The organism is Paraburkholderia adhaesiva (assembly GCF_021390575.1).
Lineage (GTDB): Bacteria > Pseudomonadota > Gammaproteobacteria > Burkholderiales > Burkholderiaceae > Paraburkholderia > Paraburkholderia adhaesiva.
This window is the reverse complement of sequence record NZ_JAJEJQ010000003.1, coordinates 155,642-180,998: the sequence shown is the minus strand read 5'-3', so window position 1 is coordinate 180,998 and position 25,357 is coordinate 155,642. Positions and strand designations below refer to the sequence as shown.

23 protein-coding genes are annotated in these 25,357 nt (G+C 61.8%); 9 read left to right on the top strand and 14 right to left on the bottom strand.

Translation table 11 applies throughout. From position 1 onward, the window contains the following. Positions 1-193: 193 nt before the first annotated feature. Positions 194-1,270, bottom strand: coding sequence for a purine-nucleoside phosphorylase (locus L0U80_RS24805; protein WP_233872064.1), 1,077 nt, complete (start codon positions 1,268-1,270; stop codon positions 194-196). A 287-nt stretch (positions 1,271-1,557) separates the two neighbouring features. On the opposite strand from L0U80_RS24805, the gene L0U80_RS24800 reads away from it, so the two are divergent. After that, positions 1,558-1,806, top strand: coding sequence for a DUF3079 domain-containing protein (locus tag L0U80_RS24800; protein ID WP_233872061.1), 249 nt, complete (start codon positions 1,558-1,560; stop codon positions 1,804-1,806). Between the two features lie 7 nt (positions 1,807-1,813). Here L0U80_RS24800 and L0U80_RS24795 read toward each other — a convergent pair whose 3' ends face one another. Continuing rightward, positions 1,814-2,200: an SRPBCC family protein gene (locus L0U80_RS24795; RefSeq protein ID WP_233872058.1), complete on the bottom strand. Its 387-nt coding sequence runs from the start codon at positions 2,198-2,200 to the stop codon at positions 1,814-1,816. A gap of 388 nt (positions 2,201-2,588) precedes the next feature. On the opposite strand from L0U80_RS24795, the gene L0U80_RS24790 reads away from it, so the two are divergent. Both L0U80_RS24790 and L0U80_RS24785 read left to right on the top strand, forming a co-directional pair. After that, positions 2,589-2,858 (top strand): hypothetical protein, encoded by a 270-nt coding sequence (locus L0U80_RS24790; protein ID WP_233872055.1) that lies wholly within the window; start codon positions 2,589-2,591, stop codon positions 2,856-2,858. 31 nt (positions 2,859-2,889) lie between these two features. Beyond that, positions 2,890-4,001 (top strand): IS3 family transposase gene (locus L0U80_RS24785; RefSeq protein ID WP_233864055.1). Its coding sequence is split into 2 segments (ribosomal slippage): positions 2,890-3,139 and positions 3,139-4,001, totalling 1,113 coding nucleotides; the frame shifts between segments, so codons are not numbered across the junction. Between the two features lie 229 nt (positions 4,002-4,230). Here the strand turns inward: L0U80_RS24785 and L0U80_RS24780 are convergent. Beyond that, positions 4,231-5,292, bottom strand: coding sequence for a DMT family transporter (locus L0U80_RS24780; RefSeq protein WP_233872052.1), 1,062 nt, complete (start codon positions 5,290-5,292; stop codon positions 4,231-4,233). A 114-nt stretch (positions 5,293-5,406) separates the two neighbouring features. Continuing rightward, the gene (locus tag L0U80_RS24775; protein WP_233872049.1) at positions 5,407-6,042 is read right to left on the bottom strand and encodes a LysE family translocator; all 636 of its coding nucleotides are present in this window, start codon (positions 6,040-6,042) and stop codon (positions 5,407-5,409) included. A 361-nt stretch (positions 6,043-6,403) separates the two neighbouring features. Between L0U80_RS24775 and L0U80_RS24770 the strand changes: the two genes are divergently transcribed. Beyond that, positions 6,404-6,625: a hypothetical protein gene (locus L0U80_RS24770; RefSeq protein ID WP_233872046.1), complete on the top strand. Its 222-nt coding sequence runs from the start codon at positions 6,404-6,406 to the stop codon at positions 6,623-6,625. 170 nt (positions 6,626-6,795) lie between these two features. Here the strand turns inward: L0U80_RS24770 and L0U80_RS24765 are convergent, their stop codons facing one another. After that, positions 6,796-8,094 carry a gallate dioxygenase gene (locus L0U80_RS24765; RefSeq protein WP_233872043.1) on the bottom strand — a complete coding sequence of 433 codons (1,299 nt, stop codon included), beginning with the start codon at positions 8,092-8,094 and terminating at the stop codon, positions 6,796-6,798. A gap of 128 nt (positions 8,095-8,222) precedes the next feature. Between L0U80_RS24765 and L0U80_RS24760 the strand changes: the two genes are divergently transcribed. Continuing rightward, complete coding sequence (locus L0U80_RS24760) at positions 8,223-9,197, top strand: LysR substrate-binding domain-containing protein (RefSeq protein WP_233872039.1); 975 nt, start codon at positions 8,223-8,225, stop codon at positions 9,195-9,197. 78 nt (positions 9,198-9,275) lie between these two features. Here L0U80_RS24760 and msrC read toward each other — a convergent pair whose 3' ends face one another. Next, a complete protein-coding gene (gene msrC / locus L0U80_RS24755) occupies positions 9,276-9,785 on the bottom strand; it encodes a free L-methionine (R)-S-oxide reductase MsrC (protein ID WP_233872036.1) in 510 nt (169 codons plus the stop codon). A 252-nt stretch (positions 9,786-10,037) separates the two neighbouring features. On the opposite strand from msrC, the gene L0U80_RS24750 reads away from it, so the two are divergent. After that, the gene (locus L0U80_RS24750; RefSeq protein ID WP_233872033.1) at positions 10,038-11,129 is read left to right on the top strand and encodes a tartrate dehydrogenase; all 1,092 of its coding nucleotides are present in this window, start codon (positions 10,038-10,040) and stop codon (positions 11,127-11,129) included. Between the two features lie 47 nt (positions 11,130-11,176). Here L0U80_RS24750 and L0U80_RS24745 read toward each other — a convergent pair whose 3' ends face one another. Both L0U80_RS24745 and L0U80_RS24740 read right to left on the bottom strand, forming a co-directional pair. Beyond that, positions 11,177-11,437 carry a hypothetical protein gene (locus tag L0U80_RS24745; RefSeq protein ID WP_124153391.1) on the bottom strand — a complete coding sequence of 87 codons (261 nt, stop codon included), beginning with the start codon at positions 11,435-11,437 and terminating at the stop codon, positions 11,177-11,179. Positions 11,438-11,654: 217 nt separating this feature from the next. Next, entirely contained in the window at positions 11,655-12,377 is a 723-nt protein-coding gene (locus L0U80_RS24740; RefSeq protein WP_233872030.1) for a YceH family protein, read from the bottom strand. Between the two features lie 193 nt (positions 12,378-12,570). Between L0U80_RS24740 and L0U80_RS24735 the strand changes: the two genes are divergently transcribed. The 3 genes from L0U80_RS24735 (at position 12,571) to L0U80_RS24725 (ending at position 16,720) form a co-directional block, all read left to right on the top strand. Further along, positions 12,571-13,050: an OsmC family protein gene (locus tag L0U80_RS24735; protein WP_233873804.1), complete on the top strand. Its 480-nt coding sequence runs from the start codon at positions 12,571-12,573 to the stop codon at positions 13,048-13,050. Positions 13,051-13,645: 595 nt separating this feature from the next. Further along, positions 13,646-15,202, top strand: a complete 1,557-nt coding sequence (locus L0U80_RS24730; RefSeq protein WP_233872000.1) for a methyl-accepting chemotaxis protein — start codon at positions 13,646-13,648, stop codon at positions 15,200-15,202. 151 nt (positions 15,203-15,353) lie between these two features. Continuing rightward, a protein-coding gene (locus L0U80_RS24725; RefSeq protein ID WP_373322155.1) for an IS3 family transposase occupies positions 15,354-16,720 on the top strand; the annotation gives its coding sequence in 2 pieces (ribosomal slippage) (positions 15,354-15,839 and positions 15,842-16,720; 1,365 coding nt in all). 493 nt (positions 16,721-17,213) lie between these two features. Here the strand turns inward: L0U80_RS24725 and L0U80_RS24715 are convergent. The 6 genes from L0U80_RS24715 to L0U80_RS24695 form a co-directional block, all read right to left on the bottom strand. Further along, positions 17,214-18,368: a porin gene (locus L0U80_RS24715; protein WP_444544285.1), complete on the bottom strand. Its 1,155-nt coding sequence runs from the start codon at positions 18,366-18,368 to the stop codon at positions 17,214-17,216. 658 nt (positions 18,369-19,026) lie between these two features. Continuing rightward, entirely contained in the window at positions 19,027-21,612 is a 2,586-nt protein-coding gene (gene acnB / locus L0U80_RS24710; RefSeq protein ID WP_233871997.1) for a bifunctional aconitate hydratase 2/2-methylisocitrate dehydratase, read from the bottom strand. A gap of 449 nt (positions 21,613-22,061) precedes the next feature. Continuing rightward, the gene (locus tag L0U80_RS24705; RefSeq protein ID WP_233871994.1) at positions 22,062-22,430 is read right to left on the bottom strand and encodes a DUF2784 domain-containing protein; all 369 of its coding nucleotides are present in this window, start codon (positions 22,428-22,430) and stop codon (positions 22,062-22,064) included. After that, the gene (locus L0U80_RS31565; RefSeq protein WP_267954951.1) at positions 22,427-22,552 is read right to left on the bottom strand and encodes a hypothetical protein; all 126 of its coding nucleotides are present in this window, start codon (positions 22,550-22,552) and stop codon (positions 22,427-22,429) included. Before L0U80_RS31565 ends, L0U80_RS24705 begins: the two co-directional genes overlap by 4 nt. Positions 22,553-22,598: 46 nt before the next feature. Next, positions 22,599-24,098 (bottom strand): DUF2252 domain-containing protein, encoded by a 1,500-nt coding sequence (locus tag L0U80_RS24700; protein WP_233871991.1) that lies wholly within the window; start codon positions 24,096-24,098, stop codon positions 22,599-22,601. Between the two features lie 228 nt (positions 24,099-24,326). Then, entirely contained in the window at positions 24,327-25,259 is a 933-nt protein-coding gene (locus tag L0U80_RS24695) for a LysR family transcriptional regulator (protein ID WP_233871988.1), read from the bottom strand. Positions 25,260-25,357: the final 98 nt, after the last annotated feature.

Below are 25,357 nucleotides of genomic sequence, written 5' to 3'. Positions count from 1 at the left end.
GGGTGCCGAGTGTCCGTACGTTGCGCCGTGGGGGTGGGGCAACGTCGTGCCAGGACGATGTTGGACAAGTCTTATATAAGGGGTACGATCACCACCGGAGCAGAACGGTCGTTCGTTTACGTCGCGATGTGGGCTCCGTTGTCAAGCAGGATCGACCCGGATCAGACGGGCTCGATGTGCGCGCGCGGCGACTTCAGCGTGCGGGCACACCGTCACGCCAGTCGCTCCAGTGAGTGACGATGGTCTGCACGACAGGGTTGCCCGCGCGAAACAGGTTTTCGAGTGCAGGCGCGAAGCCGCCCTGGCCTGCATAGCCGAGCAGGTTGTCGGCGTTCGATTCGCCTCGATACGGACGGTCGAAGTCCGAGCCTGCCCGCAGTACCGCCACGCGGTCGAGATCGACGCGCCCGGTGGCCGCGGCTCGCTTGAGCGCCTCGAAGGTTGCGTTGTCTTCCTGCTGCGTCATGCAGTAGACGCCCTTGTTGCCGGTGAGTTCGCGCGTCCAGTCGCTCGCCCGCGCGCCGAGCGCATTGCCGGACCACCACGTGTCGTCGGAGACCGAGTCGCAGCGGATCACCATGGGCGGACGGTTCGCCGGCGCATCACGATACTTCGCGCGTGCTGCCTGCATCCCGGGCGTGTCCGCGAGCGCGATGTCATGCGAGAGCATCCAGGCGGCATCGGTCAGCCGCGGATTGAGCCGGAAGACTTCAGTGTGGTAGTCGAGCGCTGGTGTTTGCGTCGGGTCCTTTGTGTTGATGCCCAGATAGCCAGTGCGCCAGCCGGCCGGTCGACCGTCGCCGTCGATCTCCCATTGCAGACCGAAGTCGACCAGATAGTCCGACCATGCCGTCGAGCCGAGCGTCCCTTGCTCGGGGTTGACGCCCGCGATGCCCGCTATAAGAAAGTACGCCCGACGCAGATCGAATTGCGGTGCGAATGCCAGCGCCATGGCCGAGGCGGCGGCGTTCGTGTGACCCATCCCGGTGGTCATCACGCAGACGCCGTCACGGTTGCAGTGCACGTCCGGATAATCGGGCGAGAGGCCCGCCACTGCGATACGGTCCCAGGGGCCGAGGCGTTCGAGCCACGTCTTCGCTTCGGGACCGAACATCGTGACGATCATCACCTTCACCGGTCGCGCGGCGCGCCTCGGTGTGCCTTGTTCGAAGGTCGTGTCTTGCGATGTTGGCGTCGTTGCAGTGGGTGACCACGAAGCACACCCCGCGAGTGCGAGTGCCGCGAACAGGCTGGCGAGACGGATCGGCATGCGGCTTCTCCTTTGTTATGGACTCGCAGAAGGGGCGCGCCTGGCGATCCAGCGAGAGAACGTGCAATCCGCACTAGCTGACGGTATTAACGCAACTAACGGTCCAGCGCGCCTCGCGTGGGCAAATCATCGTCACGCGTCGCGCCAATGAGCATCGATATCGCTTCTTTTTATCTCGTTTTGTAGTGACATGGCCGCGCGAGCCAGTTGCGGCGTTGGGTCACTGTCGTGTGCAGTTGTGAAGTCTATATTGATTTAATTGCCGACACGCCAGATTCCCAATCGCCATGGCCCGCGTCTTTCCCATTCATCCCAAGCATCCCGAACGCATTTGCTGGGGCTGCGACCGTTATTGCGCGGCTGATGCGCTCAGTTGCGGAAACGGCAGCGGCCGCACGCCGCATCCTATCGAAATGCTCGGCGACGACTGGCTGGAGTACGGCGACTGGGGCATTGAAGCGCCGAAAGCGGCCCCAGCGGCGGCACCGTCACCGGCAGTAGCGACTGCGGCGGGCCAGGGCGAGCTCCAGCGCTGACGCTCGTTCAGCTCGCGACGTTACGCGCAAACGCGGCGCATCCCGCGTCCATCAGCGGTTCCACTACTTCGCGCCGCGTGTCGGGCAGGAAATCGGTTTGCCATTTGAAGCGGCAGCGGCCGGAGCCTTCCGGCACGATCTGCATCGTCGCGTGGTGATGCTCGAACCTGTTCAGGATCGTGTAGGCGATAAGCATTCGCGCCTCGTCGATCGCGACGATGCGTTCTTCAATCACATTCCCGTTCGCAAACGTGACAGTGCGTAGATCGCCGTTGAGCGTGCAGTCGGTGACCACGCCCGCAAAAGTGTGCGCGATGTTCGCGGGGTCGCGTAGCGCATGCCACACGTGGGCGGCGTCGGTGTCCAGGGCGAGTTCGCGGTAGATCGAAGTCATTGCGGCTTCTCCTTCGTGGAACGGGCTTCGAATGGATAACGCGCATTGTGCGCGTTATCGGGGGGGCGGGGCTTGGGAAAGATCGGGTATTCGGATTCAGCGGTTGGTTCCTGCTTAGGCGGTGCAGCAGTCGCCACGTAGAGCGCTCGTTGAACCCGCTGGCGTAGAGCGGCCAGAAACGGACGGTCAATACGAGGCTCCGGATTGTTCACAATCTTGCGCGGTCGCTCCAGATGTAGCCGCCGGAGCATGCGCGAGAGCATCCGTTGGTGGCGATTCGCGAACACTTTGAATATGTGTGATAGAGCACCAAATTGCACCCACTTACGAGGGAGCATTGTCGGGCGCCTGGACTATGTCCCATGGCGCGAATCCAATGGAGGTAGTCATGACAGACGCCAGGAGTGTCCTTGTGATCGGCCTGGATCCAGCGCTGATGGATTTCTCACAGCCGGGCTACGCGCCGGGCATGGACGCACCGAAGGTGCTGGCCGGTCTCAAGTCTTCTGAAGACGAATTGACTCGACTTGGGTACAGCGTGCAGATGTGTTTAACCGACTTTGGCGAGACTGCGGAGGCAGTTGTTCAAAGCAGACTCGAGCAGAAGCGTTTCGATTGCGTGACCTGCCCGGCGATTTTCGGACCAGTTGAAACTTGAGAGAATGGCTTCCAACCGAGAGAAGGAAGTCATGAAAAAGAGCCGGTTCACGGAAGAGCAGATGGTCACGATGCTGCGCGAGGCGGACAAAACGTCGGTCGCGGAGGTATCGAAGAAATACAGGGTAAGCGACCAGACGATCTACAACTGGCGCCAGCACTTTGGCGGCATGGATGCGGCGGACGTCAAGCGCCTGAAGCAGCTGGAGCAGGAGAATGCCCGGCTTAAGAAGATGCTGGCCGAACGCGATCTCGAACTGGACGTGATGAAGGAGATCAACGCAAAAAAGTGGTGAGCGCGTGCGCACGACGCCAGCAGGTTGCCTATGCGAGGGCACGGGGCCTGTCGGAGCGACGAGCGTGCGCGCTGATGCTGGTGGCAAGATCAGCGCTGCATTACCAGTCGAAGCTGGCTGAGCGGGATGCGCCCGTGACGGCGGCCATGTGCGTGCTATCGGCGCAATACCCGCGCTACGGCTACCGTCGCATCCAGATTTTTCTGGAACGGCAGGGCTACCCGATGAGCGCCGACCGAGCATGGCGACTGTGGCGGCTCGCCGGATTGCAGGTGCCACGCAAGCGTCCGCGTCGGCGTGTGTCGGTTCGTCGTCCCTGGCCGACACCAGCCACGGCAGCACGACACGTCTGGGCTTACGACTTTGTGTTCGATGGATGCGCCAACGGTCAGCAGTTGAAGTGCCTGACGGTGATCGATGAATACACGCGCGAATGTCTGACCATCGATGTTGCCGGGTCGATTCGCTCAGGGCGGGTAATCGAAGTGCTGTCGCAATTGATCAGCCTGCATGGCACACCGCGTTACCTGCGCTCGGACAACGGCCCAGAGTTTGTGTCCCGCGCCATCTTGAAGTGGGCCGCACAGAACGGAATGGACATGGCGCTCAGTGATCCCGGCAAGCCGTGGCAGAACGGTGCAGACGAGAGCTTCAACGGCAAGTTCCGTGACGAATGTCTGAGCCTGGAATGGTTCCGCTCACGGGTCGAAGCCAAAGTCGTGATTGAGCAGTGGCGGCGTCATTACAATGCGATTCGGCCGCATTCGGCGCTGGACTACCTGACGCCCAACGAGTTTAAGCAGCGGTATTGTTCAACTGAAGCAACCGAGGCCGTTCTCCAAGATTGAACCGGTCCGAAGAAATCAGGCAGGTCAGAACGGCCGTTTGCGAGAAACCCGAAGGTCGGCTTCGGGTAGGTATGCACCGCATGTTCCGCAGACGCACAGGACGCACGATTATCGCGATGCAGCATGGATGGCGAACGTCAACCGCTGAATCCGGATACCCGAAAAATCGCGGCCGTGCCGACGCAACCGGCGCGCTATGCGAGCGCGCGGCCAGAAGCGATCGAGCGATTCAGTGCGAATGCCGGTGATGCACGTCCGGGAAATGCGCGTGACGGTGGGTGATGGGCGCGTGGTGATGCGGGTGCGTATGCGGCTCGGTGCCGTCCCAGTCGAAGTCGTGCTCGTGCTGATGGTGCTCGTCGTGGCGGTGACTGTGCGTGTGGTCGAGCGGTTCGTGCGTGTGTTCGTGCTCGTGCCGCTCGCGGACGTGCAGCCACGCGCCGAAGCCCATCAGCGCACCTGCGACCCAGAACGTTACCGTCGGGCGTTCAGGCCAAAGCAGAAATGAAAGCGTTACGCCGAATAGCGGCGCGACTGAAAAATAGGCCCCCGTTCGCGCCGTTCCGAGATGGCGCAACGCCACCACGAAGAGCACGAGACTCACGCCATAGCCCGCGAAGCCCACGGCCATGGCACCGCCCATCCTGCCTGCATCGGGCCAGTGCGCACCGAGCACGAAAGCAATGGCGAGATTCACCGAGCCCGCAACGAGCCCCTTCAGGCACGCGATGACCATCGCGTCGTTAGTGGAGACCTTGCGGGTGAGGTTGTTGTCGATGGCCCAGCACAGGCACGCAGCGGCTACGAGCAGCTCGCCGGGCGCCACGCCCGCATGCGACGCTGGCCACGAAAGCAGTACGCCGCCGGCGACGATTGCGACCATGCCGAGGAAGATCTGTGTATCGACGTTCTCGCGAAAGCACAGCCATGCGATCAACGCAGTGAACACGCCTTCGAGGTTGAGCAGCAGCGAACTGGTGGCCGCGGGAGCGGTGCTCAGGCCGAGCATCAGCAGTGCGGGTCCCGCTATGCCGCCGGCAGCGATTGCGCCGAAGAGCCAGGGCAGTTCAGCGATCTGTAGCGGGTGTTCCGCATGGGGTTCGTTTGCCTTGCGGAGCGCATGCCGCACTGCGATGGCGACGGCGAGGCCGACGCCGCTGCCAAGATAAAAGAGGCCCGCCACCATGAAGGGCGGCAGCGTTCCGAGCAGGGCTTTCGCAAGAGGGGTCGTTGCGCCGAACAGGGCAGCGGCGAGCAGTGCCGTGAAGATGGCGCTCTGGTGGAGCTTCATGGTTGGGGACAACGACGATCGATGAGCGTGATTTTAAGCGCGGGGCCGGGTTTCCCATGCGCGATCGCCGAAGACGCAAGCGCCGCGCGTGCGGCGCTTACCTTACTACTGGCACTACTGGCGCATGAGCGCCATCACCGCCCCGAAACCGACGAATACACCGCCGGTCAGCCGATTGAACGCTTTCGCGACGCGGCGGCTCTTGAGTGTCGCGCCGATGCGGGTGCCGAATCCCGCGTAGACGAGATACCAGCTCACCTCGATGACGGCGAATGTCGCGACGAGGATGCCGAACTGCGGCAGCGTGGGCCGGCTCGCATCGATGAATTGCGGCAGCAGCGCGGCGGCGAACAGGATCGCCTTCGGGTTGCTGCTCGCCACGAGGAAGCCATTGCGAAAGAGCGCGCCGGGGCGTCGCACGGGAGCCACCGCAGGCGATTGAGCTTCACGAGCATCGGTGCGGGGTACAGGTGCGGTCCACGCCTTGATGCCGAGATAGACGAGGTAAGCCGCGCCGATCAGGCGCAGCGCGTTGAACATGGCGGGCCAGGCCTGCAGGAACACGCCGAGTCCCGCAGCAGAAACCGACAGCATCAGCACGAGCGCGGACAGGCAGCCGGCCATGCTGGCGCCGGTGCGGCGCAGGCCGTACTGCGCGCCATGCGACATGATGAGCAGCATGTTGGGACCGGGGATAGCGGATACGACGAAGACGGTGGCAAGAAAAAGCCACCAGATATGCAGACTCATGACGACGACGGGCGAAAGGTGAACCGAAAGGAAGAATTATGCCAGTGCGCAGGCGGACTGCCCGTCGGCTCGGACAAGAAAAAAGCCCGCAGCGAGGCGGGCTTGAACCATGCCACAGTAGACATGGAGGTAACGCGATCGCGAGTAGTCTAGCGCTTGGTGCGCTGCAGCAATTGTGAATCGTCGAAATCGTTAAAAATTGTCAATTGCAACGGAATCAGATTGATCCGTCGGACTCGGGCGCACAGAATGGAACGACACGCGTGCCCGAGAAAGGCGCGCGGCTAGTGGCTGGCGGCTCGCGTGCAGTCCGTGCGCAGGCGCTTTTCGACGCGATGGCGGGTGAGAACTGGAGGGTCGTATGGGCATTCTGGACAAGGTGGGCGAGGTTGTAGGTGCAGTGGCCGCGGTCGAAGCGACGGACAAGGTGGATCCGGGCGCAGGCTTCCTGACCAAGGCAGCCGCGGCCGTCGCGGGCTACGAAGGCGCGGAGAAGCTGGAAGAGGTCGTCGAAAAGAAAGAGGATGAGAAGAAGGAAGACGAAAACGCCCAGCAGGCCGGTAGTTCCGATTCGCAGGCGTGATTTTCTTCGCCCGGGCACCGCGGGCGTCGCATGCCCCGCGTGTCAACCGGTCAAGACCGAAAGCCGCGGTTGAGCAACCGCGGCTTTTTTATTTTCAGTTCTCGATGGCGTAGCTCGCCGCGCGGTGCCAGGAGCAATAAGTGCAATCGCACCGCGGCACATCCGCAAACTTATTTCGCAGCAGGCTCACTGCTCCACGACTCGGTCTTCTGCGTGTTGCCCGCCACCGAATACATTGCTTTGGTCTTGCGGGTCTGCAAGAACGCCTCAAGCGTTTCGCCGCGCATCGCCGCGTAGATGTGGAGGTTCGATACGCCAACCACCGCGCCCAGTTTCTCGAGCATGAAGAAGATCACGCCGTAGTGGATGAGGCCGCGCCAGTCGCGCCGCCGCACAAGATCCTTTTCCTCTTCGGTCAGACCCGCCGCCTCGAACGAACGCTCGGGGTCTTCCAGGAATGCACGTCGATGACCCTCGTCGATCATCGCGTGCAGGTACTTGTTCAGCCGATACGCCTTGACGCTCGCCGCGAGATCGAACGGGTACGTGCCGCTCAGCTTCTCCGCGCCGACGAGTTGCTCCGCCATACGCGCGCGATGGCGTTCGTGCGCGGCGCCCGGCAGCGGCGCGGCGGTATTTTCCAGCACGAGCGTACCGATGCCCGTCATCGACGGCAGATAGTAGCCGCTGTGCACCTTCTTCACGTTGCCCGCAAGCGCACCGCGCATGATGAGCCACATGATGACCTCGGCGCCTTCGAGTCCGCCCAGTTCGGCGAATTCGGCATGCGTCATCTGCGCAAGGGCTTCGGGGTCGTTCGTGAGCGCGTCCATGAACTGATGGTCCCACGGGGTATTGTTGAAACCCGCGCGTTCGCCGTGCACTTGATGCGAGAGCCCGCCGGTCGACATCACGACCACGCGAATATCTTCAGGATAACTTTCGATTGCGCGGCGCAGCGCCTGACCGATGCGGTAGCAGCGGCGCGCGGTTGGAATCGGAAACTGCAGCACGCCGACCTGCAACGGCACGACGCGCGTCGGCCAGCCCTGTTCGTCGCGATCGATGAGCGCGGAAATCGGCGAGAAAAAGCCGTGATCGAGCGGCTTGTCCTGGAAGAACGACATATCGAATTCGTCCGCGGACAGGCTCATGCCGATGTGGCGCGCGAGTTGCGCGTCGCCCTTGATTGCAGGCAGATCGCGCGCGCCGCCGCCTTCGTCGGCTACGCCATACTCATCGCCGATGCCGAGAGCAAACGCCGAGTAGTGGTCGAAAAAGAACGACGTCACGTGATCGTTGTAGACGTAGACGATCGCGTCGGGTTTCTGCTCGCGCAGCCAGCGCTTGACGGGCTCAAAGGTCTCGAAGATCGGCGCCCACGCCGGATCGTTCTGCTTGTGCGCATCGAGCGCGAAACCAATCGTGGGGGTGTGCGAAACGGCGATGCCGCCAACGAGTGTGGCCATGAGTCTCCTCCTTGGGCGATTGAACGATGTGTTTTGCGCTAATTTAATGTTCACGAAAGATCATGTAAATTGACTTCTTTTGGAAAATTCAATAACGTGAGGTTATGGAAAAGCCGGAGCCGACCTCATTGCCGAACCGTCAACGTCCGGGTGCGACCGATGACGCGCAACTGAACGATCTGCGCGCCCAGGTCAGGGATCGGCTGCGGCTGCGGCATCTGAACTGCATCGTCGCGATTGCGCAGGAGCGCACGCTTGCGCGCGCTGCCGAGCGTCTGCATCTGAGCCAGCCGGCGATCTCGAAGACACTCGCCGAGCTCGAACAGTGGGCGGGCGCGCGCCTCGTCGAACGGGGCCGCAACGGCGCGGCGCTCACGCCTGCCGGCGAACATTTCCTGCGTTATGCGCTCGACGTGCAGCGCGCTGTCGATGCGTCCGCCGCCGCGCTGGCGCGCGAGGACGCGCACCAGTCGCTCTCAGTTCGCGTCGGCGCGCTGCCGACCGTGCAGACGGCGGTGCTGCCGAAAGCCATCGTGAGCATGAAGGCGCTCATGCCGGGCGTCGGCGTCCGGATTCAGGTGGCCTCGAACACCGAGTTGCTCGGCGCGCTCAAGGCGGGCGACCTCGATCTCGTCGTCGGGCGCATGGCTGAACCGTCGGCCATGAAGGGCATTTCGTTCGAGTATCTGTACACCGAGTCGCTAACCATGGTGGCGCGAGACGGTCACCCGCTCGCCGAACCAGGCGCCAGGCCATCGCTCGAAGACGTGCTCGATTACCCGCTCGTGATCGCGGGCGTTGACACAGCGCCGCGCCATCACACGGAGGCCTTCTTCGAATCACGTGGGCTGGTATTGCCGCAGGGGTGTGTCGAGACGCAGTCGTCGCCGGTTGCGCGGCTCGTGGTGGGGACGTCCGACGCGATATGGATCGTGCCGCAGCGCGTCGCGCAGGACGATCTCGACGCGGGCGTGCTTGCGCTTGTCAGCGTTCCCGCACCGAGGGGTGTCGAGCAGATTGGGATCTTGCGTCGCAGCCAGGACACGCTTTCCGATGCGATTGGCACCTTCGCGGAACAACTGCGGCGGTTCGCATCGTCGTAACGCGACGATTCATTTAAATCGCTCACGGCGTGTTGACGTTCCGTGTCGCGCCGCTTGCACGCGTCGGCTGTGTGAGCATTAGCTCCCGCGAGCGGCGCCGCTCCATCCCGATTCGACGAAGACGCGGCACAGCGCTTCCATGCCCTTTGCGTCTTCGTCGTCGAAGCGGGCGAGTTGCGGGCTGTCCACGTCCCAGACGCCGATCAGCGCGCCATCGGGCGCGATGAGGGGCACGACGATCTCCGATTGCGAAGCCGAATCGCACGCGATATGGCCAGCAAACGCGTGCACGTCACGCACCACCTGCGTTTCACGCGTCTGCGCAGCGGTGCCGCATACGCCTTTGCCGATTCCAATCCGCACGCAGGCCGGTTTGCCCTGGAAGGGGCCGACGACGAGCTCCTTGCCGTCGAAGAAATAGAAGCCGGCCCAGTTAAGCCCTTCGAGCGAGTTGAATACGAGCGACGAGAAATTCGCCGCGTTGGCGACGATATTGGACTCGCCTTCGAGCATGGCGCGCGCCTGGGCGGCGAGTGTTTCGTAGAGATCGGCCTTGGCGGCCGGGAGCGTGCTGGCGGGCGAAAACATGGAAAGGTACCGGGTTATGGGCGACGCACGGGCATCGCGCCGAGTGCACAGTTTAGGCGGCATCGGTCGCGATTGCCGAAAGCCGGGTCGACGTCATGGAAGTTATGGACGCAAGCCGATTGCCCACGCCTCGTGCCGAACGGCACAACGCCGGCGGAGTTTGTTTCCACGGCATTTTCAGGCATGCTGGCGCTCACGAAGCGCGGATCAATGCCGATCCGCGCCAGCAATGGAAACAATGGGGAACGAAACATGAGCAAGACATTCCGGGTCGCGGCCATCGCAGGTGACGGCATTGGTCAGGAGGTGATGCCGGAGGGCGTGCGTGTGGTGCAGGCGGCGGCGAAGCAATTCGGTCTGTCGATCGAATTCACGCACTTCGACTGGGCAAGCTGCGATTACTACCTCGAGCACGGCAAGATGATGCCCGACGACTGGTTCGCCACGCTCAAGGACTTCGACGCGATCTACTTCGGCGCGGTGGGCTGGCCCGACAAGGTGCCCGACCACATCTCGCTGTGGGGCTCGCTACTGAGGTTCCGCCGCGAGTTCGACCAGTACGTGAACCTGCGTCCTGTGCGTCTGTTGCCCGGCGTGCCGTGCCCGCTCGCGAACCGCAAGCCCGGGGACATCGATTTTCTCGTCGTGCGCGAGAACACCGAGGGCGAATACAGCTCGGTGGGCGGCAAGATGTTCGAAGGCACCGACCGCGAGTTCGTGTTGCAGGAGTCGGTGTTCACGCGTCACGGCGTGGATCGCATCCTGAAGTACGCGTTCGACCTTGCAAACAAGCGTGAGCGCAAAAAGCTCACGGCCGCGACGAAGTCGAACGGTATCTCGATCAGCATGCCGTACTGGGACGAGCGCGTTGCCGCGATGGGCGAACAGTTTCCGGACGTGAAGTGGGACAAGCAGCACATCGACATCCTTTCGGCGCGCTTCGTCCTGCAGCCGGACCGCTTCGATGTGGTCGTGGCTTCGAACCTGTTCGGCGACATCCTCTCCGACCTCGGTCCTGCGTGCACGGGCACGATCGGCCTGGCGGCGTCGGCGAACCTGAATCCGGAGCGCAAATTCCCATCGCTGTTCGAGCCGGTGCACGGTTCCGCACCCGACATCTTCGGCAAGAAGATCGCCAATCCGGTCGCGATGATCTGGTCCGGCGCGATGATGCTGGACTACCTCGGTAACGGCGACGCGCGCTGTACGCAGGCACACGACGCGATCATGCGTGCTATCGAAAAGGTACTGGTCGAAGGGCCGCGCACGCCCGACATGGGTGGAACGGCAAACACGGTGGCCGTGGGCGAGGCTGTTGCCGCAGCGCTCGAGGCGGCAGCGTAAGAGGGGGGACTGGGAGGCGCGCCGCAATCGCGGTGTCGGCGGCGGGCTCAGTCGGTGTCAGTGCCTTCGAGTTCCTTGCGTTCGCGGCGTGCTTCGTTACCGCGCCGCGCGCGCATGCGCTGACGCGACAGCACAGTGATGACCTCGCTGGTGCTGGCGTGCGCGGGAATTTCGTTGCGGATCACGTTGGCGAGCATCGGCAGGCCCTTGCGATGGCGCTGCAACGCCCGCGCGATGGCGGTACGGCAGGCCTGACCGTGACAATCCCATTCGTCACGAACTTTTCCGCAGTAACGGCATTTGTCCATCGAAGAAGTGTAACCGCAAACGCCATGCCGATTCAGGGCGCGATCGCACGCTGGAATTCCGCTTTCCCAGTGACGTTGGGCTAGCGGGGCCGCTTGATACCCAAATGGTTCGGGCTGAAGTCCCGTCGCGTGGTAGTGGTCATCGCTCGCCGGTCCGTCAGGCCGGCGGCTAACTGTGACGCGCAGCGCATTCGCCCGCACGACGTGGCGTCCACCGTCAGGCCGACGTCGACGATCCATCAAGCGAAATCCCCAGCTCCGCCGCCATCCGCTCGACCAGCGCGCGCAACTGGACCACCTCATCACTCAAACGGTCGTGCTTGCTCTTCAGCGTTTCGAATTGCGCAAGCGAAACACCATCCTGGGCGCTCTCGTAACCGCGTTCCCCGGCATTGCCCGCTGCAACGCTCACATCCACTTCGCCGCACAACAGATGCATCCAGCGATTTTCGCGCTCGCCCGGCGAGCGCGGCAGCTTCACGACGAGCGGCGGTTCGCGTCCGGCGAGTTCGCTGAGGAACGCCTCGACCGACGAAACATCAGCGAAACCATGCAGTCGCGCGGAATTCAGCCGCAATTCCGCGGCGGTCTGCGCGCCGCGCAGCAGGATCACGGTGAGCAGCGCAACGGCCTGGCTCGGAATGCCGAGCACCCGGTTCAGGTTGTGCTCGAAGCGCGGGACACGGCTGCTGCTGCCCTCGAATACGAGACTCAGATGTTTGAGGCTCTCGATTGCGCCAAGCACCTCGGTTTCGGTGACGTTCATCACCGGCGTGCGCGCGGTCTTCTGATTGCAGCCCGACGTCAGCGCGTTCAGCGAAAGCGGGTACGTATCCGGAACCGTATGCTGCTTCTCGATCAGTACGCCGACGATGCGCGCTTCAAGCTGCGTGAGCGCCCGGATCGGGCGCGGCGAGGAACTATCGGCAGGAGAATTCATGAGGAGTTTCGGCTTCGGGAGATCGATCGTGGGGCTCGATGATACTCGCGTCGAACGCGTGCACCGAACATTGCGATCGTGACAGGTTTGAAGAATGTCCGTCACAATGACGCCTCCAGACCGGACCGGTATGCCGTCAAGCGTCGCAGGCCCGCCGTCCGCGTTCAACACGTCGTTTTCATGGGAATCGTCGATGGCACACGGTCAGCACAAGTACCACGTCACGGTGGAGTGGACGGGCAACAAGGGCAGCGGCACATCGGGATACCGCGACTACGGCCGCGATCACGTCATTCGTGCCGGCGCCAAGCCGGACATTCCGGGTTCGTCGGACCCGGCGTTTCGCGGCGACGCGGCACGCTGGAATCCGGAGGACTTGCTGGTGGCGTCGGCATCGGCGTGTCACAAGCTGTGGTATCTGCACCTGTGCGCCGAGGCGGGCATTCGCGTCGTGGCGTATGTCGACGAGGCCGAAGGCACCATGCAGGATGGCCCGGACGCGGGGCGGTTTACGGAAATCATCTTGCGTCCGCGCGTCACGATTCGTACCGGCGACGACCGCGATCTGGCCGAACGGCTGCACCATGCCGCCCACGAGCAATGCTTCGTGGCGAATTCGCTGAACTTCCCCATTCGTTGCGAGCCTGTGTTCGAGTTTGCCGCAGAGAAGTAGCAGGCGATGCTAATGGCGCCCGCTTCCGCTTCCGGTAGTGCAGCGGTGAGCGCCATGGCGGTTCATCAATGGTGGTGGGTAATTCCACGGTTGCCCTGCCGCGGATGTGGCCCGCGACGATTACGCCGTGATGCGCTTCACATTGGAACAGCCGGTTGACCGGATCGGACTTGCCCGATCTGCACGCGGGCAGCTGACGGCCACTGCGCTTCGGCACGAATTTCCCGAACCACTCTCCCAGGCCGCGCGAAGGTAATACGCGCCCAGTTCGCGTGGGCGGTGCCTGTGGTCGTCCGCCTCGCCGGCCTGCCTTTCCGTATCCCGTTCACGCAGACGTAGCCGCTCAGCTTGCACCGGCAGATCGAGCCGATGCCCACCCGTACCGAGTCAATCCAGCGCCGATGATGCCTACGCGCCGAGGCATGCGACATGCCGTCGCATTCGATGGCGCCTAAAGTTATTTCGCTCATTGCCGTTGACACTAGACGGACACCTACAAACGGGTCCGGTAATTCGCGGGCGTCGCGCGCGCCCGCCAACAGATGAAACCGTGGTCAAGCGCGCGTCAACCGCGCGCGACCCGCCGGAGATCTAAATGCTCAGCAAGCTGTCGATTCGCACAAGCCTTACCTTGATGGTCACGTTTATTGGCGTTGTGCTGGTGATCGGCGCCGCAGTGGGACTTCTGTCTATCCGGCAAAGCGATTTGTCGCTGCAGGCCATGTACACGATCGACGAACCGGCCGTCGCCGATCTGGAGGGCAGCGCGGGTCAGCTCCTGCGTATGCGCCTCGCGCTCGCAACGTATGCCTCGCTCCTGGACGCCGGCGACCAGCCGGGCGCGAACGCCGTGCTCGGACGCTTCGACCAGTATCTCAAGACCTCGAACGACCGCCTCGACCACTTCCGGTCCATCGTGACGGGCGACGACGAGGACCAGCGCCTCCTGAAGGACATGCTGGACAAGCGCGATTCGTTCCTGCATCAGGGTATCGATCCGGCGCTCGCCGCGCTCAAAACCGGTGACCGCGCAACTTTTTCGGAGCTGCAGGCGCACAAGCTGCCGCCGCTCTACGCTGGTTATGACCAGGCGATGGTCGCAGTCGAAAAGCGCGAGCTGGCTAACGGCGCGCGGCGTTTTGACGACGCGCACGCACGCTTCACCGTGGTTTGCGTGGCGGTTGGCGTTGGCCTCGTGGGTGCGCTGGTGCTCGCATGGTTTGCGCGCATCGCGTTGATGCGCGCGATCGTTCATCCGGTCGATACCGCAGTCGAGCAGTTCCACCGCATCGCGAGCGGCGACCTCACCACGCCGATCGCCGTGACGAGCCAGAATGAGATGGGCAAGCTGCTGAGCGGCTTGCAGCGCATGCAGGAAGCGCTCATCACGATGGTCAGCACGGTGCGTGATGGCGTCGCGTCGATCGACACGGGCGTGAGCGAGATCGCGACCGGTAACACCGATCTTTCGCAACGCACCGAACAGCAAGCCGCATCGCTCGAAGAGACCGCGGCCAGCATCGAGCAACTGACGTCGACGGTCCGGCAGACCGCCGGCAACGTCCAGCAAGCCAGCTCGCTTGCGCAGGGCGCATCGGGGCTCGCGGGCCAGGGCGGCGACCTCGCGCGCGAGGTGGTGGGCACGATGCATAACATCGTCAGCGACTCGCAGCGCATCGGCGAAATCGTCGGCGTGATCGAAGGCATCGCGTTCCAGACCAACATCCTCGCACTGAACGCGGCCGTGGAAGCGGCGCGCGCGGGCGAGGAAGGGCGTGGTTTCGCGGTCGTCGCGGGCGAGGTGCGTTCGCTCGCGCAGCGCAGCGCGGCGGCGGCCAAGGAGATCAAGGAGCTGATCGGGACTTCGACCGCGCGCGTGCAAACCGGCGCGGGGCTCGTGGAGCGTTCGGGCGCGACGATGCAGGAAATCGTCGATGCCATCGCGCGCGTGAGCGCCATCATGGGCGAAATCGCGACGGCTGCGTCGGAGCAGAGCACCGGCATCGATCAGGTGAATATCGCCGTTTCGCAGATGGATCAGGTTACGCAGCAGAATGCTGCGCTGGTTGAGCAGTCTGCGGCTGCGGCTGCGTCGCTTGAAGACCAGGCGCGGCGGTTGACCACCGCGATTTCGATTTTCCGTACGCGATGAGATGGTACGGGCGCGTGTGCAATGCCGCGCCTGTTTGAACGTAACCGATCCTTTATCGACGTTTGCCCAACGCGACGCTGAGGGAGGAGCACAAGTGTCCACCTACGTTTTGAACTGAACCCCGAAGGTTGGACATCAACCCGAGGGGTTTATGGGAAAATATACGGAGCAAGCCAAGCTGGCTGCGGTGAGAGACTACCGTTCAGGCGAGGGCGGGCTGAAGGCTATCGCTCAGCGGCACAACGTCGACGTTTCATCGCTACGCCAATGGATCGCTGGTTATCGCACGCACGGTGAAGCCGGTGTTGTCGAGAAGAAGCGGGAGTTCTATGGCGTCGAATTGAAGCTTTCGGTATTGAAGCGAGTGCGTGAGGAGGGGCTGTCGCATCGACAGGCCGCCGCATTGTTCAATATCCGACGTTTCAACATCATTGGCCGCTGGGAGCAGCAATATAACGAAGGTGGACCGGAAGCCCTGTCGTGGGGTTCCAGGGGGCGTCGCAGGAAGATGACGAAGAACGCTGCGTTACAAAACAAAGCGCAACAAGCCGGTGATGCGAGAAGCCACCAGGAATTGCTGGACGAACTGCACCGTCTCCGTATGGAGAATGCATATCTAAAAAAGCTGAAGGCCTTGGTTCAAGCGAGCGAGCGGTCAGCGCGAGAGAGCGAACGAAAATCGTGCTTGAGCTAAGGCAACAATATCCGCTTGCAGGCCTTCTGAAGGTAGCGGGACTTGCGCGCAGCACTTTCTACTACCAGCAGAAGGCATTGCAGATGGTCGACAAGTATGCTGATCTAAAAGTGAAGATTCGCATGTTGTTCGATCAACACAAGGGACGGTATGGCTATCGGCGGATCACGGCCGTCATCCGGCGAGACGGGCACTTGGTCAATCATAAGACCGTCCGACGATTGATGGTTCAGCTGCAGTTGAAGTCCTGTGTTCGGGCGAAGAAGTATCGCGCCTACAGAGGGCAGCTCGGCCACGTAGCGCCGAATGTACTCGAGCGCAGGTTCGAGGCGAGACGTCCGAACGAAAAGTGGGTGACTGACGTCACGGAGTTCAACGTGGGCGGTCAGAAGCTGTATCTGTCGCCAATCATGGATCTCTACAACGGCGAAATCGTGTCGTATGAGATTGCCAGACGTCCCTTGTTCAATATGGTGAGCGCAATGCTAGGGAAGGCGTTCAACCGGCTGCAATCCGGTGATAAGCCAGTCCTGCATTCCGACCAAGGCTGGCAGTATCGGATGCCAGAATATCGACGTCGCCTCGAAGAGCGTGCAATTACCCAGAGCATGTCTCGCAGAGGAAACTGCCTCGACAACGCTGCCATAGAGAGCTTCTTCGGTACGCTAAAGTCGGAGTTCTACTATCTCAATGAGTTCCGAGACGTCGAGGAGTTACGAACTGGCATTGAGAGCTACATCAAGTACTACAATCACGACCGAATCAAGATCAAATTGCAGGGGTTCAGCCCGGTCGAGTACCGAGCTCAATTTGCGAAGGCATAGTCGTTCACAGTCCAACTTCTTGGGTTCAGTTCAGTTTGAGGTGGACACTTATGCCGACGAAGACGCGGAGTTGAGAGTCGTTCGATAAAGCAGGGGCGGCCGTCGGCGCTACAACGAAAAAGGCAAACGCGCATTGGTCGAGGCTGCATTACGCCCGGGCGTGTCGGTGACGCGCCTGGCGCAAGAGCACGGGGTCAACGCCAACCTGTTTCGCAAGCGGATGACGAAATACCCGATGGAGCGCGAGAGATGCATCTCGCCAGCGACACAGGACGGCCGTGACGAAGTGCCGCCTTCCGGTGCGGTGACTGACGGCGTAGCAGTCAATCTTCCAGGTTCTCACAAGCTCGTCGTTGCCGCGGCAACACCACGCGCGTTCGTGCCAGTCGTTTCGGAACCCGTAGCGTCGACCATGAAAAACACGCCGTTTTCCGTGAGGAAGGACGGCGCGTGTCTCAAGGTTGCAGCCTGGCGCCAGGCCGCAAGGCTATGCTCAGAAGCGGTGACGCAGTCCGACTGCAGCGCCAGCCTGATTTGCTGTTGTCGACGGGGACAGAATACCCGCGATCGATGTTGTGTTGCTGATCGCGGAGCCCTGCTCGTTGTTGTACATGTCGCCCGATGCGTGCTGATAAACCCCGGCGAGGTACACATCAGTGCGCTTGGTGAGCGAGTAGTCCAGCGCCAGCGTGACCGAATGCCATTTCGGATCGCTCGACGTCGTGCCGGAGCCCGACGTCTTGCCGAAGGTGTACGTATAGGCACCCAGCATGGCAAGTGCAGGCGTGAGGTTATAGATGCCGTTCAGCTCGACATTGTCGAAGCGGGCGTCCAGTGGAAGCGCCACGCCTGCGAAATGTGTTTGCTGGAGCTTCGTGTGCGTCCAGAGCACGCCGACCGTCGCCGGGCCAAAGGCATACTTTGCGCCTACACCGAAGACGCGATGCACACCTGCGGGCAGCGCGTCATCCGCTGCGGCACCAGCAGAATTCAGTGAACCGGGATCATTGTTTAACTGGTCATAGGCTGCGGCAACCTTGAGCGGACCATTCGAATATCCTGCGCCAACACTCCATGCGCGTCCGTTGGCGAACTGGCCGGGGTCATTGCTGAACCCATAGAGACCACCAAAATGGAAGCCCGAGTAGTTCGCGCTCTCAAACTTGACAGCGTTGGCGATGGAGCGCTGGGTGCCCAGATTGTCATTGTTCAGCGGATGCCCCGCCACGTTGACTCCCGCTCCGCTTCCAGAGAGGGAAAGCGGAGAGAGGTAGTCGACCACTGAGTCGAACTGACGGCCAAGGGTTAATGTGCCGTAGGTGTCGCTCTGAAGTCCGACGTACGCCAGCCGGTTGAATAGCGACTCGTTCCTGGCGAATCCGCCATTGTTGATGTTGAAAGCCGACTGCAGCCTGAAGATTGCCTTCGTGCCGCCACCCAGATCTTCTGCGCCGCGCAGTCCGAAATAGGTATTCGACAGTGCACTGCCGCTCTGTTGCCACAGACTGTGGCCACCCGCGTTATTCAGGTACAGGATACCGGCGTCGATTGAACCGTAGAGGGTGACGCTGCTCTGTGCATGCGCGGATGCGCTGAATACGCCCAGTACGCCAATGGCGGCCAGGGCTTTCTTGAAAATGATCTTCACGTTCTTCATTCCTTTCCCCGGCCTGAATCGGCCAACTATCCGCCGATTGAAATATGGGAAGTACTTCTTTTGCCGAGGCAGGGCGACTATAGACATACCGCTGCTCCGGGCCGTTGTTGACGGGCAACGGATGGAATTCAATTCTTCAGGACCGTGAGCGAGAACAGATTTCGGACTGCTAGCGTTAATTTTGTTGACCTTTGTCTGTCAGAGCGCGTCGTCTGCTCTGCGCGCTTTCGTATCGGTCAAGCAGCGCCGGCTCGATTCGTTTCTCACGCTATTGAGTTTGAGAAAGCAGGTATCGCCTTCGCATTGCGATAAACGGCGCTCGGGCGTTCTTTCCCGGCCAGATCGACACGCTTCCGTTGTCTGGCGCTAGCGTTGTAGCGAATCCCGACTCCTTGTGCGAGGCTACCCACGACAGAGCCCGATCCCGGCGAGTCACTGGCGATCGACACAACGCCACGACGTTCGTCATCGAGCCGGCTAATACGGGAAAGCACAGGAAGCGATTCAGCGACGATCCTTATCGAAGGGCTGCTCGCGGCTCCCTCCAGCATCGCACCAAATAAAAATGGCGCCGCAGGCCTTCAGCCTGGGGCGCCATTGCGTCTCGCTAGCTACGACGCAAACAACACGCCGCAGCCGGACAGCACTTTTACATCGCGACCGTATCCGCCACTTCCTTGAAGTCTTCGATCTGGTCGAAGTTCATGTACTGGTAGATCTTGTCGCTGCTGGCGTTGAGCACGCCGATGTCGGCCATGTACTCGGCCTTGGTCGGGATCTTGCCCAGACGCGAGCAGATTGCCGCCAGTTCCGCCGACCCGAGATACACGTTCGTGTTCTTGCCGAGGCGGTTCGGGAAGTTGCGAGTCGACGTCGACATGACCGTCGCGCCTTCACGCACCTGCGCCTGGTTGCCCATGCACAGCGAGCAGCCCGGCATTTCGGTGCGGGCACCGGCCGTGCCGAAGACGCCGTAGTGGCCTTCTTCCGTCAGCTGCTTCTGGTCCATCTTGGTCGGCGGGGCGACCCACAGCTTGACCGGGATGTCGCGCTTGCCTTCGAGCAGCTTCGACGCGGCACGGAAGTGACCGATGTTGGTCATGCACGAGCCGATGAACACTTCGTCGATCTTGGCGCCAGCGACATCAGACAGCGTCTTCACGTCGTCCGGATCGTTCGGGCAAGCAACGATCGGCTCGTGAATGTCGGCGAGGTCGATTTCGATGACGGCTGCGTAATCGGCGTCGGCATCCGGCGACAGCAGTTGCGGGTCGGCCAGCCACTGCTCCATCGCCTTGATGCGGCGCTGCAGGCTGCGCGGGTCCTGGTAGCCCTGGGCGATCATCCACTTCAGCAGCGTGATGTTGCTGTTGAGGTATTCGATGATCGGTTCCTTGTTCAGGTGAACCGTGCAACCGGCGGCCGAACGCTCTGCGGATGCATCCGACAGTTCGAACGCTTGCTCGACCTTCAGATCGGGCAGGCCTTCGATTTCGAGAATGCGGCCCGAGAAGATGTTCTTCTTGCCTTGCTTGGCAACCGTCAGCGTGCCTTGCTTGATCGCGTACAGCGGGATCGCGTTGACGAGGTCACGCAGCGTCACGCCCGGTTGCATCTTGCCCTTGAAGCGGACCAGCACCGATTCCGGCATGTCCAGCGGCATCGTGCCGGTGGCGGCCGCGAACGCGACCAGACCCGAACCTGCCGGGAAGCTGATGCCGATCGGGAAGCGGGTGTGCGAGTCGCCGCCGGTGCCGACGGTGTCGGGCAGCAGCATGCGGTTCAGCCACGAGTGGATCACGCCGTCGCCCGGGCGCAGCGCGATGCCGCCACGCGTGCTGATGAAGTTCGGCAGGGTCTGGTGCGTCTTCACGTCCACGGGCTTCGGATAAGCGGCCGTGTGGCAGAACGACTGCATGACGAGGTCGGCCGAGAAGCCGAGGCACGCCAGGTCCTTGAGTTCGTCGCGGGTCATCGGGCCCGTGGTGTCCTGCGAGCCGACCGAGGTCATCTTCGGTTCGCAGTAGGTGCCCGGACGGACGCCCTGGCCTTCCGGCAGACCGCAGGCGCGGCCGACCATCTTCTGGGCCAGCGAGAAGCCCTTGCCGCTGTCGACCGGCTGATGCGGATGGCGGAACAGCGTCGACGGAGCCAGACCCAGCGCTTCACGCGCCTTGGCGGTCAGGCCACGGCCGATGATCAGGGGAATGCGGCCACCGGCGCGCACTTCGTCGAACAGCACGTCGGACTTGACCTGGAAATCGGCGATCACTTCGCCGTTCTTCAGTGCCTTGCCGTCGTACGGGCGCAGTTCGACCACGTCGCCCATTTCCATCTTCGACACGTCGAGTTCGATCGGCAGGGCGCCGGCGTCTTCCATCGTGTTGTAGAAGATCGGGGCGATCTTGCCGCCGAGGCACACGCCACCGAAGCGCTTGTTCGGAACGTAGGGGATGTCTTCACCCGTGAACCACAGCACCGAGTTGGTAGCCGACTTGCGCGAGGAGCCGGTGCCGACCACGTCGCCGACGTAGGCGACCAGGTGACCCTTTTCCTTCAGCGATTCGATGAACTTGACCGGGCCGCGCTTGCCGTCTTCTTCCGGCGTGATGCCGGGACGCGCGTTCTTCAGCATCGCCAGTGCGTGCATCGGGATGTCCGGGCGCGTCGTGGCGTCCGGGGCCGGCGACAGGTCGTCGGTGTTGGTTTCGCCCGTCACCTTGAACACGGTGATGGTCAGGCTTTGCGGCACTTCCGGACGGCTCGTGAACCATTCGGCGTCGGCCCAGCTTTGCAGCACGGCCTTTGCGTTGGCGTTGCCCTTGTCGGCGAGTTCCTTGACGTCGTGGAACTGGTCGAACATCAGCAGGGTTTTCTTCAGCGCGTCAGCGGCAACGGTGCCGACTTCGGCGTCGGACAGCAGCTCGATCAGCGGCTGGATGTTGTAGCCGCCCAGCATCGTGCCGAGCAGTTCGGTGGCGCGTGCGCGCGAGATCAGTGCGCAGGCGGTCTGGCCCTTGGCCACGGCGGCGAGGAAGCCAGCCTTCACGCGGGCGGCTTCGTCGACGCCAGCCGGCACGCGGTTGGTGATCAGATCGACGAGGGTCTGCTCTTCGCCAGCGGGCGGATTCGTCAGCAGTTCGACCAGTTCGGCGGTCTGCTGAGCCGTCAACGGCAGGGGGGGAATACCGAGCGCGGCGCGGGCGGCCACGTGATCACGAAAGTTTTCAAGCATGGGGAACCTGCTCTTTTTGCGTTTCAGGGGGAAGGCTTTTCAGGCACTCCGAGGCTGTGCCGGGCGCTACTTCGGTCGCGATTTTAATGGGAAAACACCTATGAGGTCAAATGTCTTATGTCTTATATAAGAGTCAAGACGGTTGAGATCAGGGTTGTGGGGGGAGGTCGCAGTGTTTGTGTGGCGTCTGGCGGTTCGGCCGACAGCCTTGTCGCACGCGGCATGCGGGTCAATTTTTGGCTTTCGTCGGCAGGAGCCAGGAGGATCCGGGCAAGCTACAAGAACAGCGTCGCGGGATCGTCTTCTGACATGAGGTGGGTCATTTTGAGACCGGATTCTGGATTGTCGTGGGTTCAATCGGCCGGCATTTATTCAGTTCAGGCTTCAATGCTTTGGCTGATCTACTCCGTGACCTTGAACTGAATCAGCCGTTGCGCATTCTGCGGCGGTCACGAACGCGGCGGGACGCGGAACCACGTGACGACCACGACCAGCAGGAACGCTGCGTAGGCCGTCGTGAACACCCAGCCGGGCAATTCGTAATACAGCCAGTAGCTTACCCAGCGCTGGATGAAGCCCTCTGGCCCGGCCCGCCCGGTACGTAGCCAGTCCTCAAGGACCGTCAGCGGACACTGTATGTCAAGGACAGCGAGAATCGCGACGACACCTATCGCAATGAGATGTGAGAGCCGGAATACGCGGTTGCGTACCCAACCGCGTTTCAGCCATGCGCCCGCCCAGATCGCGAGCAATCCACCGACGATGAAGAGTACGACCAGCGCGTGCGCCACCAGGACGGTATTGGCCAGCCAGTTCATGACGCGCCTTCATGGTTGTGCCGGATGCGCCCGTAGCGCCGCAGGCTGAGGGTCACGGCCGCACGCTGCAGCAGCAGGCACAGGGGCATGACCGGGGTGGCGACCAGTACATCGTGCAGCATGTCTGACTCCTTCTTCGAACCGCCCCGATCCTGCTGCGCGACTGCATCACTGACGAATGACCTGAATACTTCCCGACTTGACCGCTGCCTTTAAAACAGTCCAGTCCGCTTCATTCTGTTCAGCATAGGCGAGTGCGAATCGCTCGATGGCTTCGTCGAATGCGCCCGACTTTCCGATATACCCACAGATAAGCCCGGGATCGCCCGCTTTTGCCATCGCGTGGGCCAGCGCATGAGCACAGGAAACCGCGTATTCGCCGAGATCTTCAACATCGAACGAGGTGAAATCGAATGCACCCTTCATGTCGCGCAGTTGGCGCACGTAAAAATCGTTGCCCGTGTGCCGCATCTTCGACCACCCGAGAAAAATATCGCTGGCCGATTGCAGCAGACGCTGCCCGTTCACCACACGCTGGCCGTGATTGGGAAAGCGGCTCGGCGGCACGTAGCCCTCGAGCACGGAACTTCTCGCCTCCTTCAGTTGGAGGAACAAGGGGCACTCTCCATCGGCCATGAAAAGTGCCTGGTAGCAGCGCGTCCCCACCGATCCGACGCCAACGACGCGAATGGCGACATCCACCAGTTCATAGCGGTCAAAGAGGGCACGCCTGTCGTCGGGTAGCGTCAACCGGTAGTCGGCGAAGAAGCGCCGGACCATTGCCTGGTACTGCTTTTGATCATGCGGACTTGCGAGGGGGACGTGATACACCAGCGGCGGCACATCCTTGATGCGCAGCTTACCGTTGACGACCTCAGTTGCATGGGTCATCACCGATTGCGATGATTGCAGGCTTGCCTTGGTAATAACGGCCTGTTCCTTTCTTTTTTCCTGCTGCGAATCTGCAATCGCCAGCATGCTTGCTGCCGTGAACTGGTAGTACCAGACAGCGAGCGTATCCATCCGGCTGAACTCGGCGATGCTTTGCCGAAACGTATCGCAGAGCCGGCGTACGACGGCGCGCTGCTCACGCATCGCAAATCCGCGCTCGCGCGCTTCAATCACGAACGATGCGGCCAGCCTGCGCACATCCCAGTCAAACGGACCAGGCAGCGTTTCGTCGAAATCGTTGGGCCCGAAAAGCATGCGTCGTTCGGGGCTGGCGAACAGTCCGAAATTCGCGAGGTGCGCATCTCCGCCGAGTTGCACGTTGACGCCCGAATGCGGCAGTTTCGACAAGTCATAGGCCATTAGCGACGCGGCGCCGCGATAAAACGCAAAGGGACTCGCAACCATGCGTCCATAGCGAATGGGGATCAGCTCGGGCACCCGCCCCACGTTGGACGCGTCGAGCAACGCGAGGGGATCCCGGCCGTCTGTCCTGCATTCGGCCAGCTTCGCACGCGGCACCTTTCTGCGCGCCGCTTTGCCCTGCTGGATGCGCGATGCGAGCGTGCCACGTCCCGCAAACAGAATGGACGGATCTTCGTGTGCTGCCAATGTTCCCGGATCTGCGGGCTGCGTTGCAGGTTCGTTGCGCCTCGGTGAAGTGATATCGGACACGTCGGACTCCTTTTCCTGTTCATTGCCAAAAATGCTTGACGTCATTTCGCTCTGCCGTCGAGCGGCGCCGCAGGAGCGGTTGACGACAGTTTGCCGAACGCATCGATCGCGGCGTCGACCGTTTAAAGAATCTCACGATGGATGTCTGGCCAACGCAATGTCTTATATCGTTCGAACTCATGCTCCCGCTCAATCCCTCGACGCGACAAAGCCGACCAATAACGGCAGGTAGCCGGTCACTAGACTTCGCCTCACCGGTTAGCAGCAAAAGCATCAACTCATGCCAACGCGCTGGTTGTTGCTTGTCAGCTCGACAACGAAATCAATAAAAGCTCTCGTCTTTGCCGGCACGTGATGCCGCGATGGGAAGTAGGCGTACAAGGGGAATCGCTCGTCTGCCCAATCCGGAAAGAGATTGATCAATCGGCCTTCGGCAATCAGTGGCTCGGCAACAAGAAGAAGCATCTGCGCAATCCCGGAACCGTCGAGGCATGCGTTGACAAGCGCACCGGGGTCGTTCACCGTGAGACGGCCCCGCGTGTCGACCACAATGCGCTTTCGCTTGCGATGGAATTCCCAGGGGAACGGCTTGCCCGTCTCCGGGTTGCGAAATTCAAGGCATCGGTGGCTTCGGCTTTCGAGGTCCTCGGGTTTTGCCGGGCGTCCCCAACGCGCGATGTACGAGGGCGCCGCGACCGTGACAATGCCGGTATTGAGCAGCTTTCGCGCGATCAGGGTGGATGCTTTTGGCTCGCCGAATCGCACGGCGAGATCGAAGCCATCCATGACGAGATCGCCCAGATTGTCTCGCGCGATGAACTCGATTTCGAGGTCGGGATGGGCATCCATGAATCCATCCAGCTGCTGACCGATGATGGTCCGGTAGAAAGCGGGATCCAGATTGATTCTCAGCTTGCCGCGCACAGCGGACGCGCCACTTGTAGCCGCAGCAGCTGCTTCCTCGAGCCCTGCGAGGTGGGGCATGACCTGCTCGTAAAAGCGGCGACCCTCTTCGGTCAGTGAGACAGAGCGCGTCGTTCGATTGAAGAGCCGGATCTTGAGCCTCTTTTCCAGTCTCGCGATCGCCCGGCTGACGCCCGGTGGCGACATTTCCAACGCTTCTGACGCGGCAGCAAACGTCCCCGCATCAACCACGGCGGCGAACACGCCAATACCACTGGATAGTTTCTCGCTACTCGATCTCATGGTCGCGGAGTGAATACGCGCAACTGATTGCAATCGATCAGATGAGGGCCAACACATTGATGCCGTACTGGGCAGTCATGTGGGTCACCGATGCACAG

Coding starts and splice junctions, on each gene's coding strand:
- L0U80_RS24805 (WP_233872064.1), bottom strand. CDS start 1,270: ATGCCGATCCGTCTCGCCAGCCTGTTCGCGGCACTCGCACTCGCGGGG.
- L0U80_RS24800 (WP_233872061.1), top strand. CDS start 1,558: ATGGCCCGCGTCTTTCCCATTCATCCCAAGCATCCCGAACGCATTTGC.
- L0U80_RS24795 (WP_233872058.1), bottom strand. CDS start 2,200: ATGACTTCGATCTACCGCGAACTCGCCCTGGACACCGACGCCGCCCAC.
- L0U80_RS24790 (WP_233872055.1), top strand. CDS start 2,589: ATGACAGACGCCAGGAGTGTCCTTGTGATCGGCCTGGATCCAGCGCTG.
- L0U80_RS24780 (WP_233872052.1), bottom strand. CDS start 5,292: ATGAAGCTCCACCAGAGCGCCATCTTCACGGCACTGCTCGCCGCTGCC.
- L0U80_RS24775 (WP_233872049.1), bottom strand. CDS start 6,042: ATGAGTCTGCATATCTGGTGGCTTTTTCTTGCCACCGTCTTCGTCGTA.
- L0U80_RS24770 (WP_233872046.1), top strand. CDS start 6,404: ATGGGCATTCTGGACAAGGTGGGCGAGGTTGTAGGTGCAGTGGCCGCG.
- L0U80_RS24765 (WP_233872043.1), bottom strand. CDS start 8,094: ATGGCCACACTCGTTGGCGGCATCGCCGTTTCGCACACCCCCACGATT.
- msrC (WP_233872036.1), bottom strand. CDS start 9,785: ATGTTTTCGCCCGCCAGCACGCTCCCGGCCGCCAAGGCCGATCTCTAC.
- L0U80_RS24750 (WP_233872033.1), top strand. CDS start 10,038: ATGAGCAAGACATTCCGGGTCGCGGCCATCGCAGGTGACGGCATTGGT.
- L0U80_RS24745 (WP_124153391.1), bottom strand. CDS start 11,437: ATGGACAAATGCCGTTACTGCGGAAAAGTTCGTGACGAATGGGATTGT.
- L0U80_RS24740 (WP_233872030.1), bottom strand. CDS start 12,377: ATGAATTCTCCTGCCGATAGTTCCTCGCCGCGCCCGATCCGGGCGCTC.
- L0U80_RS24735 (WP_233873804.1), top strand. CDS start 12,571: ATGGCACACGGTCAGCACAAGTACCACGTCACGGTGGAGTGGACGGGC.
- L0U80_RS24730 (WP_233872000.1), top strand. CDS start 13,646: ATGCTCAGCAAGCTGTCGATTCGCACAAGCCTTACCTTGATGGTCACG.
- acnB (WP_233871997.1), bottom strand. CDS start 21,612: ATGCTTGAAAACTTTCGTGATCACGTGGCCGCCCGCGCCGCGCTCGGT.
- L0U80_RS24705 (WP_233871994.1), bottom strand. CDS start 22,430: ATGAACTGGCTGGCCAATACCGTCCTGGTGGCGCACGCGCTGGTCGTA.
- L0U80_RS31565 (WP_267954951.1), bottom strand. CDS start 22,552: ATGCTGCACGATGTACTGGTCGCCACCCCGGTCATGCCCCTGTGCCTG.
- L0U80_RS24700 (WP_233871991.1), bottom strand. CDS start 24,098: ATGACGTCAAGCATTTTTGGCAATGAACAGGAAAAGGAGTCCGACGTG.
- L0U80_RS24695 (WP_233871988.1), bottom strand. CDS start 25,259: ATGAGATCGAGTAGCGAGAAACTATCCAGTGGTATTGGCGTGTTCGCC.